Genomic DNA, 13,942 nt, shown 5'->3' with positions numbered 1-13,942 from the left:
CGGCGGCGGCCCTGGACCGGGCGGCGGCGGCCTGGCCCTGCAGCCTGGCCAGGCCCTCCCGGCGGTCGGCGATGGCCCGGGCGGCGTCCCGCAGCCGGCGCTCCTCGGCGGCCAGCTCCCGCTCCAGTCCGTCCTTGCGCTCGACCGCCTCGGCCAGCGCGTACCGCGCCTCCTCCAGCGCCTCGGTCAGCGCGGCCTCCTCCTCACGGACCCGCGCGGCCTCCCGTTCCGTGTCCTCCGGGTCGCGCCCGCGCCGCTCCTCGCCCCGGCCCCCGGCGACGGCGTGCCGGGCGCGGGCCTCGGCCAGCCCGACGGTGCCGCGGGTGCGCTCGGCGAGCGCGGAGAGCCGGTACCAGGTCTGCCGGGCGGTCTCCAGTCCGGGGCCGAGCTGCTCGACCTGCGCCTCCAGGACGCGTTCGCGCTGCACCGCCCGGGCCAGCTCCTGCTCGACGGTGGTGCGGCGCAGCCGCAGCGCCAGTTCGTCCGCGACCTCGGCCTCGACGGCCCGGCGGAGCGCGCACAGGTCGTCGGCGAGCAGCCGCAGCCGGGCGTCGCGCAGGTCGGCCTGGATGCCGGCGGCCCGACGGGCGATCCGGGCCTGCCGGCCGAGCGGTCCGAGCTGGCGGCGCAGTTCGGCCACCAGGTCCTGGACCCGGTTGAGGTTGGCCTGCATCGCGTCCAGCTTCCGCAGCGCCTTCTCCTTGCGCTTGCGGTGCTTGAGGACGCCGGCCGCCTCCTCGATGAAGGCGCGCCGGCCCATCGGGTCGGCGTGCAGCACGGAGTCCAGCTGGCCCTGCCCGACGATGACGTGCATCTCGCGGCCGATGCCGGAGTCGGAGAGCAGCTCCTGGATGTCCAGCAGGCGGCAGGTCTCACCGTTGAGGGCGTACTCGCTGCCGCCGTTGCGGAACATGGTCCGGGTGATGGTCACCTCGGAGTAGTCGATCGGCAGGGCGCCGTCGGTGTTGTCGATGGTGAGGCTGACCTCGGCCCGGCCGAGCGGGGCGCGCCCGCTGGTCCCGGCGAAGATGACGTCCTCCATCTTGCCGCCGCGCAGCGACTTGGCCCCCTGCTCGCCCATCACCCAGGACAGCGCGTCGACCACGTTCGACTTGCCGGAGCCGTTCGGGCCGACGACGCAGGTGATGCCGGGCTCGAAGCGCAGGGTGGTGCTGGAGGCGAAGGACTTGAACCCGCGCAGCGTCAGACTCTTCAGGTGCACGCGGCCGGTCCCCTCTATCGCTCAGACGGGAACCGACTGTATCCGGAGCCGGACACGACGAAGGGACGCCACATCAGGGCGTCCCTTGCAAGCTGCGTCCCTTTCGGGGCGGCTCGGTGCGCAACGGCGTCGATCTGCGAGGACCGGGCGGGACTCAGGTGAGAGCCGGCTCCCGCTGATCCAGATCGATGCTGTTGAGCAGCGAGTGCTCGTCAGCGACAGCGGTGAGAGCGTCGTTCTCAGCCTGCATCCGAAGGAGCTCCGCTTCAAGGTCCTGGACGCGCTGCTGAAGCCGTCGCATCTCGGAGAGCATTCGCGGGTCGGGGCCGCCGACGTACCCGAGAAGCGCCTTTGCCATGATGAATGGTCCTCCACGCTGAGTGACCGAACCGGAACGGTACAGGTCTAGGGGGAAGGGGGACGCACGCGCGGCGCGTCACCGGAAGTGCTGGCTGGGCACTGCGGCACAACCACCGTGAGCTGGGCTCACGGGGGCATGCGCCTACCGGGAGAACGCGGTCGTGTGCGCGGGCTTCCAGCGTCTCACCAAAGACGGAAAGGGTCAACACGATCACCGCACGCTACCGCGCCCCTGTCACCTGCCCGGCGGTGTCATCACGCCTGGGGGGCTTCGGGACGGGTCCACCGCGTGCTCGTGGATCATCGTTCGATGCGGAGTCAACCACGAGTCTGCCCGGATGGCAACCTCGTGACACCGCCGGTTCCGGATCTTTTCCCGGGAGCCCGCGCGGAGCACCGCCGGCGGCCCGGCCCGGCGCGGCTCAGCGGATCTCGAAACCCTCGTAGCCAGGGCCGACGGCCGTCCAGATCTCGGTGACCCCGCTGACGTTCCCCGGGGTCCCCGGGCCGCGCAGCCGGGCCAGCAGCTGCTCGCAGTCGGCCGCGAGCCCCTCGGCCACCACCTGCACCCGGCCGTCGCCGAGGTTGCTGGCGTAGCCGCTCAGTCCGATCTCCAGCGCCCGTGCCCTGGTCCACCAGCGGAACCCGACCTGCTGGACCTTCCCCCGGACCCAGGCGGTCACCCGGACCGGTTCCTCACTGTGGGCGTCGCGACCGTGCATGCCCCGACCCTAGCCGTCCGCGCTCCCGGTCACAGCTCGGCCCCGGCCCGCCTCCGCGGACGACGCCCCCGCGCGAACGGGAGCGGCCCCGCCGGAGAACCGGCGGGGCCGCGGGAGCGTGCGGTCGGTCGAGCGGGTTACCAGTCCCCGCCGCCGAAGTCGCCGCCGCCACCACCGAAGTCGCCACCGCCGCCGAACCCGCCGAAGTCGCCGCCGTTGAAGTCGCCGCCGGTGAAGTCACCGCCCTCGTGCTGGTCCTGGTAGCCGTGGCCACCGTCCATCATCGGCGCGGCCGCGTAGGCCGGGGAGCTCATCATCGAGCCGAGCATGGTGCCGACCAGCAGGCCCGGCAGCAGGCCGCCGCCACCGAAGCCGCCGAAGTAGCCGCCCGCCCAGGGCGCGTACGCCGGGCCGGCGTTCCAGTACGGCTGCGGGCCGTGCTCGGTGTCGACGGTGCGGATCGCCGGGTCGAGGCCGGCCGCGAGCCGGTCCGCGTCGGCCTGGCAGACCGGGACGGTGCGCGCGGCGCCGCCGGCCGGAGTCCAGTCCACGTCCTTGACGGACGGGCCGTGCCGCGGGTCCATGAAGCACGGGGGACGGCGCTCGGGCAGCGGCTTCCTCTCCCGCCGGGCGGCCAGGGTGGCCAGCGAGAAGCGGCCGTCCTCGATCGCCTCGGTGACCTGCTTGACGTCCTCGGGCTTCTTCGCCTCGTCCATCAGCCGCTTGGACTTCTCGTACGAGTCCAGGGCGTGGCTGTAGTCGGTGCGCTGGGCGTCGTCCGCGTCGGCCGCGGCCGGGCTGAAGTCGAGCCGCTCCAGCTCCACGCCGAAGGCGGTGATGTCCTCGTCCACCACCCGGCGCAGCTGCTCCAGCTCGGCCCGGGCCTGCGCCTCCTTGCGCTGCTTGGCGCGGCGGAACAGGAGGAAGACGCCGGCGCCGGCCAGCGCGACCAGCACCACCGGGATGACCACCCAGGCGATCGAGGTGCTGTGGTTGACCCCGGTGCCCTTGGTCTGCGGGGCGGCCTGGTCGACGAAGTCGTTCAGGGTCGCGTCGATGTCGCCGTTGTGGGAGCGGAAGGCCGCGCCGGAGATCCGCTCCGGGACGCCGGCGGCGAGCGCGCCGCGGTCGGCGCGGGCGGTGAACTGGTCACCGCGCCAGACCGCGTAGACGCCGTCGACGCCGACCGTGGTGCGGAGGTCCTTGAAGACCGTCGCCTTGGCGAAGGCCGGCGAGTCGGGGACGACCGCGACGAAGATCGGCTTGTCGGCCTTGTCGATCTTCTTGGTCAGGGCGTCGGCCTGGGCCTGGCTGAAGCGGCTGGTCATGGCCGGGTCGACGTAGACCTGGCCCTTCTTCAGGGCGGCGGTGGCGTCGCTCAGGCCGCCGGCCGCCGAGGCCGCGGGTGCCAGCAGGAGCAGCAGCCCGAGCAGCGCCGCCACCAGGGCTAGCGGCCCGGCGCCCCGGGAACGTCGTGCAAGGGTTCTCATGCCCCCGACGCTACCGTGACCGGCCCCTGAGCACGCCATACCCTTCGCATACTGGTACTGACAAGACTCCCCGCCGACCGCCGGGGCCGCCCCCTCCTCGGGGATGATGTTTCCCCCGGTCACCCCTGAGTCGGGGCCCGCGCGGGAACCGCGGGAGGCCGCCGAACGTACGTCCCGGCAGGCCCGGCCCCGCTCCGGGGCACTCCGGGGGGCGTGCCGACCGTACCGTGCGGGCGGGCATAGTGGTCCCGGACCACCGGTCCCATTGCCCTTTCTTTACCCAGACCGTTCTCGACCCACCTCCCGATCGGAGTTCTCGGTGATCATCGGCCTCGTCACCGCCGTGGCGGCATCCGCCTGCTACGGCACCGGCTCGGTCCTCCAGGCTGTCGGATCCCGCCGCTCCGCCCGGGAGGAGGCGGCCAAGGGCGCCACCAGCTCGACCACCGAGCACGGCGGCCCGAGCCTGTCCTCGACCGCGAAGGCCGCCGTCACCTGGGAGTTCATCCTCGGCACGGTGCTCGACCTGATCGGCTTCGGGCTCGGCGCGCTGGCCGCCCGGCTGCTGCCGCTGTTCCTCTCCCAGACCATCATCAGCGCCAACCTGGTGATCACCGCGGTGCTCAGCATCAAGCTGCTGGGCATCCGGCTCAAGCAGCTGGAGTGGGCCTCGATCGCCGTGCTCTGCTCGGCGCTGGTGCTGCTGGCCGTCTCGGCCGGGCCGGAGGGCGGCCACCACACCGCGATGGCCTTCCACTGGTGGCTGCTGATCGTCACCACCGTGCTGCTGGTCGGCGGCAGCCTGCTGGTGCGGCGGATGGGCGCCAACGGCGCGATCGTCGCCGGTCTGCTCTCCGGCCTCGGCTTCGGCGCCCTGGGCGTCGGGGTGCGCATCCTCAACGGCATCGAGCCGTTCGCGCTCGGCGAGCTGCTCTCCGACCCGGCGCTGTACGCGGTCCTGGTCGGCGGCATCGGCGGCATGTACATCCACACCGTGGCGCTCCAGATCGGCTCGGTGAACGGCGCGACCGCCGCGCTGGTGGTCGGCGAGACGGTGCTGCCCGGCGCGGTCGGCGTGCTCTGGCTCGGCGACTCCTCCAAGGCCGGCCTGGGCTGGCTCGGCGTGATCGGCTTCCTGCTGGCGGTGGTCGCCGCGGTCGGGGTCGCCTACTTCGGCCAGGACACCCACGGCACACCCGGGGAACCGGCCGCCGACGAACCCGAACTCGCCCGGAAGTAGCCCGCCTCAGCCCTCGCTGCGGGCGCGCGGCACGCGCTGGCAGCGGGGGCAGAAGTAGCTGGAGCGGTTCATCCAGGCCGCCCGCCGGATCGGGGTGCCGCAGCGGCGGCAGGGCTCCTGCTCGCGGCCGTAGGCGTCGAGGTCCCGGGAGAAGTAGCCGCTCTCGCCGTTCACGTTGACGTAGAGGCTGTCGAAGCTGGTGCCGCCGACGGCGAGCGCCGCGCTCATCACGTCCCGGGCGTTGGCCAGCAGCAGCAGGGCCTGCGGGCGGGTGAGCGTCGCGGTCGGGCGGTCGTAGTGCAGCCTGGAGCGCCACAGCGCCTCGTCGGCGTAGATGTTGCCGACGCCGCTGATCAGGGTCTGGTCGAGCAGGGCGCGCTTGACGGTGGTCCGCTTGGCGCGCAGCGCGGCCACGAAGGCGGCGTCGTCGAAGCGCGCGTCGAGCGGGTCGCGGGCGATGTGCGCGATCGAGACCGGGGTGCCCTCCGGGTCCCCGTCCTCGGCCTCCTCGACCGCCAGGCCGCCGAAGGTCCGCTGGTCGACGAAGCGCAGTTCGCGCCCGCCGTCGGCGAAGCGCAGCCGGACCCGCAGGTGGGTCTCGTCGGGTACGGACGGGTCCTGGACGAGGAGTTGGCCGCTCATCCCGAGGTGGCCGATCAGCGAGAACCCCGCCCCGGTGCCGGCCAGCGGCACCCACAGGTACTTGCCGCGCCGCTGCGCGGTGCCGAGGGTGGTGCCGGTCAGCCGGGCGGTGAAGTCCGCCGCGCCGGCCGGCTGGCGGCGCACCGCGCGCGGGTGCAGCACCTGGACGTCGGCGACCGTCCGTCCGGCCACCCAGGTGGCCAGACCACGGCGGACGACCTCGACCTCGGGAAGTTCGGGCACGGGAACACGCCTCCTGCTCGGTACGGATCAGCAGGAGTGAAGGCTACTGCGGGATCACGCGCCGGCGGGCAGCCGGTCGGCGTACTTCTCCTTGATCGCGCGCCAGGCGCTCTCGGCGGCCTTCTGCTCGGCTTCCTTCTTCGAGCGGCCGACGCCGCTGCCGAAGTCCTCGCCGGCCACCCGGGCCGCCGCGGTGAAGGTCTTCTCGTGGTCCGGACCGGACTCCATGACCACGTACTCCGGCACTCCGATGCCCACCGAGGCGGTGAGCTCCTGGAGGCTGGTCTTCCAGTCCAGGCCGGCGCCGAGCTGAGAGGACTCCTCGATCAGCGGGTCGAACAGCCGGTGGACGAACTCGGTGGCCGCGTCCAGTCCCTGGTCCAGGTAGATGGCGCCGATCACGGCCTCGACGGTGTCGGCGAGGATCGACGACTTGTCGCGGCCGCCGGTACCCTCCTCGCCCTTGCCGAGGCGGATGAACGTGCCGAGCTCCAGGCCGCGGCCGACGTCCGCGAGCGCGCGGGAGTTGACCACCGCGGCGCGCAGCTTGGCGAGCGTGCCCTCCGGGACGTCCGGGTGGACGCGGTAGAGGGTGTCGGTCACCACGAGGCCCAGCACCGAGTCGCCGAGGAACTCCAGGCGCTCGTTGGTGGGCAGCCCACCGTTCTCGTACGCGTACGAGCGGTGGGTCAGGGCACGTACCAGAAGGGCGCGCTCGAGCGTGTACCCGAGGCGCCCTTCCAGAACGTCGTATTCGGTCGAAGCCGGCCCGCCGGCCTTGCCGCCGCCCGAAGAGGAACCCTTCGGGGCGATGGTCGCCTTGCGGGTGGAGTTACCGTCCGACATCGATCCGTACACCCCGCCGATCAGACCGAGAGGACCTGGCGACGGTTGTACGTGCCGCAGCTCGGGCACGCGATGTGGCCCAGCTTCGGCTCGTGGCAGCGGTCGCACGCCACGAGGGCCGGAACAACGGCCTTCCAGTTGGACCGACGGTGGCGCGTGTTGCTGCGCGACATCTTCCGCTTCGGAACAGCCACGGCTACTTCTCCTGGTTCTCGGCGAGACCCTCACGGGTGTCGCTGTTCTTAGATCCGTCACCCTCGTCGCCGGGGGCGGCGGAGAGTCCCTGCAGAGCCGCCCACCGGGGGTCGGCGGCATCGTGGTGGTGCGCCGGGTCGTCGCTCAGGCGCGCTCCGCATTCGGAGCACAGGCCCAGGCAGTCTTCCTGGCACACCGGCTGCAGCGGCAGTGCGAGCACCACCGCGTCACGCAGCACCGGCCGGAGGTCGAAGAAGTCGCCCTCCAGACGGTAAGTCTCTTCTTCCGAGTCCTCGTCGAGGTCCTCGGTCCCGGTGGTCCGGGCGCGGTGGCGCTCGTCGGACTCCGGGTAGTAGTACAGCTCCTGGAAGTCCACATCGATGTCGAACTCGACGGGCTCCAGGCAGCGGACGCACTCGCCCTCGACGCCCGCCTCGGCCGTGCCGGTGACCAGCACGCCCTCGACCACGGACTCCAGGCGGAGGTCCAGCTCGATCGGGCTCTTCTCCGGCACGCCGATCACGTCGATGATCCCGAAGCCCTCGGGGGCCTCCAGGGTCCGGCTCACCTTGCGCATCGAGCCCGGGCGACGACCGAGCTCGTGCGTGTCGAACACGAGGGGGTCGCGGTGGTCGAGGCGGTTCACGGTGTCCTGACTTCCATGGGGGGTTCTTCGATTGCGTCTCCGTCCGGTCGGCGTTGCGCGGGCAAGCCAACAGCCGGACATGGAGAGGCCGGAGTGGTCAGACTACCGGAGTCTCCCGTCAGGCCCAACTTCGGTCCCGTCAGGAGACTCCCGCACCGTCGCGGCGGGGCCGGTTCAGCGGCCGCCGAGCTCCCGCAGCCTGGTCATGTCGATCATGCTGGTGTCGAAGAAGCTGGTCTCGTCCAGCCCCTGGCCCTGGGCCTGTCCGTGGCCCTGCGCCTGTCCGTGACCCTGGGCCTGCCCGTGCCCCTGCTGCTGGTGCGGCACGGCCGGCGGGAGGGCGGGCTGCTGGGGGTAGGCGTAGTCGTCGTACGGCTGCGCGGCGTAGCCCGGCTGCTGCTGGGGATAGCCGTAGCCCTCCTGCCGCTGGTCCGGGTAGCCCTGCTGCTGGTAGCCGCCCTGCTGCTGGCCCCACTGGGTGTTGTACGGGTCCCCCTGGCCGGCCGGGTCGTAGCCGCCGCCGTACACCTCGGCGTACTGCCCGCCGGGCTGCTGGGCGGCCGCGTACTGGTCGGTGCCGGGGGCCTGCCAGCCGGCCGCGGCCGGGGTCTGCTCCGGCCAGGTCTGCTGCTGCGGGACGTCCTCGCGGTACCAGGCGATGTCCCCGCCGTCGGGGTCGTGGGCGAAGCCCGCGGCCACGGCCTCGGCGCGCTCCTTGGCCTCCTGGGCCTGGTCGGCGGCGGCCAGGTAGGCGCCCAGCTCGTCGATGGGCCGCTTGCCGAGCAGCTTGTCCCGGCCTTTGCCGACCGCCTCCAGGGTGGCGCCGAGCACGTTCTCCAGGGTGGCGAGCTTCACATCGACGTACTCGTCGACCTCGGGGCTCGGGCTGATCCGCTGCGGGCGGAACTCCTCGCCGTCGCTCTCGCCCTCGGGCTCGGCCTCGAAGACGCTGGAGTCGCCGCGCAGCTTGGTGCGGCCGCGGCCGACGGCGCCGAGCGTCTTGGTGAGCACGACCTCGAAGTTGGCGAGCTTGCTGTCCACGTAGTCGTCGGCCTCGGCCAGCTTGGCGTCGACCTCCGCACGCGCCTCGGCGAGGATCCGGTCGGCCTGCGCCTGGGCCTGGCGGACCACCTCGGTGTCCGAGATCAGCGAGCCGCGCTCGGCGTGCGCGCCCTGGATGATCAGGTCCGCCTCGGCCTGGGCGCCGGCCACCACCTGCTCGTGGTCGGCCATCACCGACTGGGCCTGGGCGAGTTCGGCGGGCAGGGCCGACCTGAGGTCGTTGAGCAGGCCGATCAGCTCGGCCCGGTTCACCACGCAGGAGGCCGACATCGGCATCGAGCGGGCGTTCTCGACCGCCGCCACGATCTCGTCGACCTTGTTCTGCACGTCCACGGGGCTTCGTCTTTCCGTGTGCCGCCGACGGTCCGGCGGAGGCAGGCCCGACGCGGTGAACCTCACCGCGGGGCAGGGATACAGACTGTACGGCCACTGCCCAGCGGGGTCACAACGCCTGAGCCGAACCGGTCTCCGGGCAAACGGACATGACGTGACGAACCGGCAGGAACCGACAGGCAGTGGACTACTGCGCCGCCTTGCGCTCCGCGATCCGCTCGACCAGCCGGCCGTGCACCGTCTCCGGCAGCAGGTGCGAGACGTCGCCCCCGTACGAGGCGACCTCCTTGACCAGCGTCGAGGAGAGGAAGCTGTACGTCGGCGAGGTCGGCACGAACAGCGTCTCCACCCCGGTCAGCCCGTGGTTCATCTGGGCCATCTGGAGCTCGTAGTCGAAGTCGCTGACCGCGCGCAGGCCCTTGATGATCGCGGGGATGCCGCGCTCCCGGCAGTAGTCCACCAGCAGGCCGTGGTGCGACTCGACCACCACGTTCCCGAAGCCGGCGGTGACCTCCTCGATCAGGCCGATCCGCTCCTCGACGGTGAACATGCCCTGCTTGTTCCGGTTGATCAGGACCGCGACATGCACCACGTCGTACAGCTTCGAGGCCCGCTCGATGATGTCGAGGTGGCCGTTGGTGATCGGGTCGAACGAACCGGGACAGACGGCTCGGCGCATGGCGTGTGTGCTCCCTCGTGGGGTGACGGCTGCTGCGGGCCGCGGCCCGCTACTCCTGCTCGCCGGCCGCGGCGGCGGCGCGACCGTACCAGAGCGTGCCCTCGCCGTAACGGCGGGAGCGCAGCTCCTCGAAACCCTCGGGCCAGACGAACCCGCCGCCGCGGGTGCTGCGCTCCACGGTGACGAGCGTGTCCTCCGCGAGCCAGCCCCCGGCCAGGAGTGTGATCAGCATCTCGCGGACCTCCTCGTCGGTGACCGCGTACGGCGGGTCGAGGAAGACCAGGTCGTACGGGCTCTGCGGGGGCGGGCCGACGATCACCTTCTCCGCCTTGGCGGCCCGCACCTCGGCCCCCGGCAGGCCGATCGTCCGGACGTTCTCCCGGATCACCCGGGCCGCCTGGGCGTCCGCCTCGACCAGCAGGACGTGCTCGGCGCCGCGGGACAGCGCCTCCAGCCCGACCGCGCCGGATCCGCCGAACAGGTCCAGCATCCGGACCCCGTGCAGGGTGCCGCGCAGCGCCTCCAGGGTGGAGAACATCGCCTCACGGGCCTTGTCGGAGGTCGGGCGGGTGCCCCGGCCGGGCGGTACGGCCAGCCGGCGGCCGCCGGCCGCCCCGGCGATCACGCGGGTCATGGTGGTGGGAGGTCCTTTCGTCGCTGCCCGACCACGCTATCCCGATCACCGCACCGCGCTCACGCCGGACGGGCGCGCGCCCACGCCGGACGGGCGCGCGCCCATGCCGGACGGCCGCGGCCCGGCGGGGAATCCCCCACCGGGCCGCGGCCGCGCACTCGGGTGGTCAGCTCGCCTCGGAGCCCGCCGACTGGGCCGGGACGCTCGCGCCGAGCAGGGCCGGCGAGGCGTAGCGGGACCAGGACAGGCAGCCGTCGGGCGGGCAGAACTCGGGGCGGCGCGGGTCGTGCCCGAGCTCGCGCAGCTTGGTCCGGACGGAGTCGGGGGTGCGGCCGAAGCGGGCGGCGATCCGGGCGACGGTCTCGCCGTCGTGGAAGCGCCGGACCAGCTCCTCCTCGTGCTGCGGCACCCAGGGGGCGCCGTGGCCGGGGTACAGCTCGCGCAGCACGTCGCGGTCGGGGATGGGCTCGGAGACGTCGGCGACGATCGCCAGCGCCCGCAGCGCGCGGTTGAGCGCGATCCGCAGCGAGGCGACGTCCTCGACCGGCAGGCGGAGCTTGCCCGAGGCGAGCGGTGCGGCGGCCGCCCCCTCGCGCCAGCCGGTCAGGGTGAGGGTGACCTCGCGGTCGTCGTCGCTGGCGAGTTCGATCCGGAAGACCTTGTCGCCCAGCGGGAGCTCGTTGAGATGACGGAATGCCATGGCTTGACCCCCAAGTGTCGTGCCAGGAACGCACCTTGGGGGTGCGCCCTGAACACCTTCATTCTCTCCCGGGGGTCTGACAATTCCGGGGCCGCGCGGCCCGTCCGGAGGCGGCTCAGCCCTTCTCCATGTAGGCCGCGCGGTCCTCGTCGAGCAGGCTCTCCAGCGCGGTGCGCAGCTCCGGGTGGGCGGCCAGGTCCGGGTCCTCGGCGACGAGGCGGGTGGCCTCGGTGCGGGCGGTGAGGATGACCTCCTCGTCCTCCAGCACCGAGAGCACCTTGAGCGAGGACTTCACCCCGGACTGGGCCTGGCCCAGCACGTCGCCCTCGCGGCGCTGTTCGAGGTCGATCCGGGACAGCTCGAAGCCGTCCAGGGTGCCCGCCACCGCGTCCAGCCGGGCCCGCGCGGCGCTGCCCGCGGGCATCTCGCTGACCAGCAGGCACAGGCCCGGCGCGCTGCCGCGGCCGACCCGGCCGCGCAGCTGGTGCAGCTGGGAGACGCCGAAGCGGTCGGCGTCCATGATGACCATCGCGGTGGAGTTGGGGACGTTGACGCCGACCTCGATCACCGTGGTGGCGCCCAGCACGTCCACCTCGCCGGCCGTGAAGCGGCGCATCACCTCGTCCTTGGCCTCCGGCGCGAGCCGGCCGTGCAGGATCTCCACCCGCAGGCCGCTCAGCGGGCCCTTCGCCAGCTTCTCGGCCGTCTCCACCACCGAGAGCGGCGGCCGCCGCTCGTCGCTCTCCGCGCCCGCGTCGGCGACCTCCTCGAAGCCGTCCTCGGCGGCCTTGCGCTTCTTCTTCGGGTCGGCCGCCGGCTCCTCGTCCCCGATCCGGGGGCAGACCACGTACGCCTGGTGGCCCTTGGCGACCTCCTCGCGGACCCGCTCCCAGGCCCGGGTGAGGAAGTTGGGCTTCTCCAGCGCCGGGACGACGTGGGTGGAGATCGGCGAGCGGCCGGCCGGCAGCTGGTCCAGGACGGAGGTCTCCAGGTCCCCGAAGACCGTCATCGCGACGGTGCGCGGGATCGGGGTGGCGGTCATCACCAGCAGGTGCGGCGGCTGCTCGCCCTTGGCCCGCAGCGCGTCCCGCTGCTCGACGCCGAAGCGGTGCTGCTCGTCCACCACGACCAGGCCGAGGTCCTGGAACTGCACCTTGTCCTCGATCAGCGCATGGGTGCCGATGGCGATCCCGGCGTCCCCGCACGCCATGTCGAGCAGCGCCTGGCGGCGGGCCGGGACGCCCATCGAGCCGGTCAGCAGCACCACCCGGGTGCCGAGGTCGGAGCCGCCGAGCATGCCGCCCTCGGCGAGGTCCCCCATCATCTCGACGACCGAGCGGTGGTGCTGCTGGGCGAGCACCTCGGTGGGCGCCAGCAGCACCGCCTGGCCGCCCGCGTCCACCACGGCGAGCATGGCGCGCAGCGCGACCAGGGTCTTGCCGGAGCCGACCTCGCCCTGGAGGAGGCGGTGCATCGGGTGGTCGGTGGCGAGGTCGGCGGCGATCTCGGCGGAGACCTTCCGCTGCCCCTCGGTGAGGGTGAACGGCAGCCGGGCGTCGAAGGCGTCCAGCAGGCCGCCCTCGCGGGCCGCGCGCGGCTTGGCGGGCAGGGCGGAGTCGGCGGCCCGGCGCTGCGCGAGGGCGACCTGGAGCACGAAGGCCTCGTCCCAGCGCAGCCGGCTCTGGGCGCGCTCGCGGTCGGCGTGGCCGCGCGGACGGTGGATCAGCTCCAGCGCCTCGGGCAGCGGGATCAGGTCGTGCCGCTCGCGCAGTTCGGCGGGCAGCGGTTCGCCGACGTCGCCGAGGTGCTTGGTGAGTGCCGTCTCGACGCAGATCGACAGCTTCCAGCTGGGCATCTGCGCGCTGGCGCCGTACACCGGGATGAGCCGGCCGGCGAACTGCCGCGCGGCGTCGGAGCCGGCGTCCTCGTCGAGCAGCTGGTAGTCCGGCGAGACCAGCTGGCGGGTCCGGTTGAAGACCCCGACCTTGCCCGCGAACAGGCCCTGGGCGCCGGCCCTGAGCTCCTTCTGCCGCCAGCCCTGGTTGAAGAAGACCAGCGAGAGCCGGCTGCGGCCGTCGGTGACGACCACCTCCAGCCGGTCGCCCTTGCGGCCGCGGAACGGGATCAGGGTGACCTTCTCGATCCGGGCCAGCACGGTGACGTGCTCGTCGACCTCCAGCTCGTCCAGGCTGGTGAGCTGGCCGCGCTCGACGTAGCGGCGCGGGTAGTGGTGCAGCAGGTCCCCGACCGTGCGCAGCTTGAGGCTGTCGGCGAGCACCTTCGCGGTGCGGTCGCCGACGAGCTTGGTCAGTGGTTCATCGAGAGCGCCCATCAGCGCCTTGTTTACACCACCGGGCCGACAAACCGGGTCAGGGGCGGCCCCCGCTCCGGCCCCTACTCCACCCCGATGAGCAGCGGTGCCGGTTCCTGCCCGCCGTGGAAGACCACCGCGTCCACCTCGGGCCGCCGGTGCCGGACGTGGGCGACCAGCCGGTCGGCGAGCGCCTCGTCGGTGCCGCCGCCGAGGACCAGGGTGACGAGTTCGCCGCCGGCCCCGAGCATCCGGTCCAGCACGCTCTCGCCGACCTCGGCCAGCCCGGCGCCGATCACCGCGACGTCGCCGTCGATCAGCCCGAGCACGTCCCCGGCCTGGCAGACCCCCGCCATCGTCCAGGACTCCCCCTCGGCGACGGCCAGCTCCGCGTAGCGGGTGGCGCCGGCGGCGGAGGTCATGGCGACGACGTCCTCGTCGAAGCGGCGGCCGCCCTCGTGCACCGCGAGCGCGGCCAGCCCCTGCACCGGCGAGCGGGTGGGCAGGACGGCGATCCGCACCCCTTCCTCGCGCAGCTGGTCGGCGGCGGCCCCGGCGGCGGCGCGCAGCTCGGGGTCGTTGAGCAGCAGGACGACCTCGCGGGCGGCCGAGCGGCG

At 73.0% G+C, this 13,942-nt stretch carries 14 protein-coding genes and 1 pseudogene; 1 reads left to right on the top strand and 14 read right to left on the bottom strand.

Going from position 1 to position 13,942, the window contains the following annotated elements:
* The 4 genes from AE652_RS19870 to AE652_RS19855 form a co-directional block, all read right to left on the bottom strand.
* Positions 1–1,222, bottom strand: a 1,222-nt coding sequence (locus tag AE652_RS19870; RefSeq protein ID WP_049653397.1) for a chromosome segregation SMC family protein, incomplete at its 3' end; no start/stop codon positions are given.
* A 154-nt stretch (positions 1,223–1,376) separates the two neighbouring features.
* On the bottom strand, positions 1,377–1,580 hold the full coding sequence (locus AE652_RS19865; protein ID WP_045702518.1) for a hypothetical protein: 204 nt from the start codon (positions 1,578–1,580) through the stop codon (positions 1,377–1,379).
* Between the two features lie 424 nt (positions 1,581–2,004).
* On the bottom strand, positions 2,005–2,304 hold the full coding sequence (locus AE652_RS19860) for an acylphosphatase (RefSeq protein ID WP_049653395.1): 300 nt from the start codon (positions 2,302–2,304) through the stop codon (positions 2,005–2,007).
* A gap of 137 nt (positions 2,305–2,441) precedes the next feature.
* The gene (locus AE652_RS19855) at positions 2,442–3,794 is read right to left on the bottom strand and encodes a hypothetical protein (RefSeq protein ID WP_049653394.1); all 1,353 of its coding nucleotides are present in this window, start codon (positions 3,792–3,794) and stop codon (positions 2,442–2,444) included.
* A 319-nt stretch (positions 3,795–4,113) separates the two neighbouring features.
* Here AE652_RS19855 and AE652_RS19850 point away from each other — a divergent pair, with 319 nt between their 5' ends.
* Complete coding sequence (locus AE652_RS19850; RefSeq protein ID WP_049653392.1) at positions 4,114–5,034, top strand: hypothetical protein; 921 nt, start codon at positions 4,114–4,116, stop codon at positions 5,032–5,034.
* 6 nt (positions 5,035–5,040) lie between these two features.
* Here AE652_RS19850 and mutM read toward each other — a convergent pair whose 3' ends face one another.
* The 10 genes and pseudogenes from mutM to AE652_RS19805 all read right to left on the bottom strand — a co-directional run.
* The gene (gene mutM, locus AE652_RS19845; protein WP_049653390.1) at positions 5,041–5,919 is read right to left on the bottom strand and encodes a bifunctional DNA-formamidopyrimidine glycosylase/DNA-(apurinic or apyrimidinic site) lyase; all 879 of its coding nucleotides are present in this window, start codon (positions 5,917–5,919) and stop codon (positions 5,041–5,043) included.
* A gap of 54 nt (positions 5,920–5,973) precedes the next feature.
* On the bottom strand, positions 5,974–6,765 hold the full coding sequence (gene rnc / locus AE652_RS19840) for a ribonuclease III (RefSeq protein WP_049653387.1): 792 nt from the start codon (positions 6,763–6,765) through the stop codon (positions 5,974–5,976).
* 20 nt (positions 6,766–6,785) lie between these two features.
* A complete protein-coding gene (gene rpmF, locus AE652_RS44110; RefSeq protein WP_030056747.1) occupies positions 6,786–6,959 on the bottom strand; it encodes a 50S ribosomal protein L32 in 174 nt (57 codons plus the stop codon).
* 2 nt (positions 6,960–6,961) lie between these two features.
* A complete protein-coding gene (locus AE652_RS19835) occupies positions 6,962–7,606 on the bottom strand; it encodes a DUF177 domain-containing protein (RefSeq protein ID WP_049653386.1) in 645 nt (214 codons plus the stop codon).
* Positions 7,607–7,780: 174 nt separating this feature from the next.
* Complete coding sequence (locus AE652_RS19830) at positions 7,781–9,001, bottom strand: ATP synthase F0 subunit B (RefSeq protein WP_049653383.1); 1,221 nt, start codon at positions 8,999–9,001, stop codon at positions 7,781–7,783.
* A 187-nt stretch (positions 9,002–9,188) separates the two neighbouring features.
* Entirely contained in the window at positions 9,189–9,680 is a 492-nt protein-coding gene (gene coaD / locus AE652_RS19825) for a pantetheine-phosphate adenylyltransferase (protein WP_049653382.1), read from the bottom strand.
* A 49-nt stretch (positions 9,681–9,729) separates the two neighbouring features.
* Positions 9,730–10,314 carry a 16S rRNA (guanine(966)-N(2))-methyltransferase RsmD gene (gene rsmD, locus AE652_RS19820; protein ID WP_049653380.1) on the bottom strand — a complete coding sequence of 195 codons (585 nt, stop codon included), beginning with the start codon at positions 10,312–10,314 and terminating at the stop codon, positions 9,730–9,732.
* A 166-nt stretch (positions 10,315–10,480) separates the two neighbouring features.
* On the bottom strand, positions 10,481–11,014 hold the full coding sequence (locus tag AE652_RS19815) for a hypothetical protein (protein WP_049653379.1): 534 nt from the start codon (positions 11,012–11,014) through the stop codon (positions 10,481–10,483).
* 115 nt (positions 11,015–11,129) lie between these two features.
* A complete protein-coding gene (gene recG / locus AE652_RS19810; protein WP_049653377.1) occupies positions 11,130–13,346 on the bottom strand; it encodes an ATP-dependent DNA helicase RecG in 2,217 nt (738 codons plus the stop codon).
* 62 nt (positions 13,347–13,408) lie between these two features.
* Positions 13,409–13,942: pseudogene (locus tag AE652_RS19805) on the bottom strand (dihydroxyacetone kinase); the annotation flags it as partial.

It is taken from the genome of Kitasatospora sp. MY 5-36 (assembly GCF_001182915.1).
Lineage (GTDB): Bacteria > Actinomycetota > Actinomycetes > Streptomycetales > Streptomycetaceae > Kitasatospora.
This window is presented reverse-complemented; position numbering and strand designations above follow the sequence as displayed.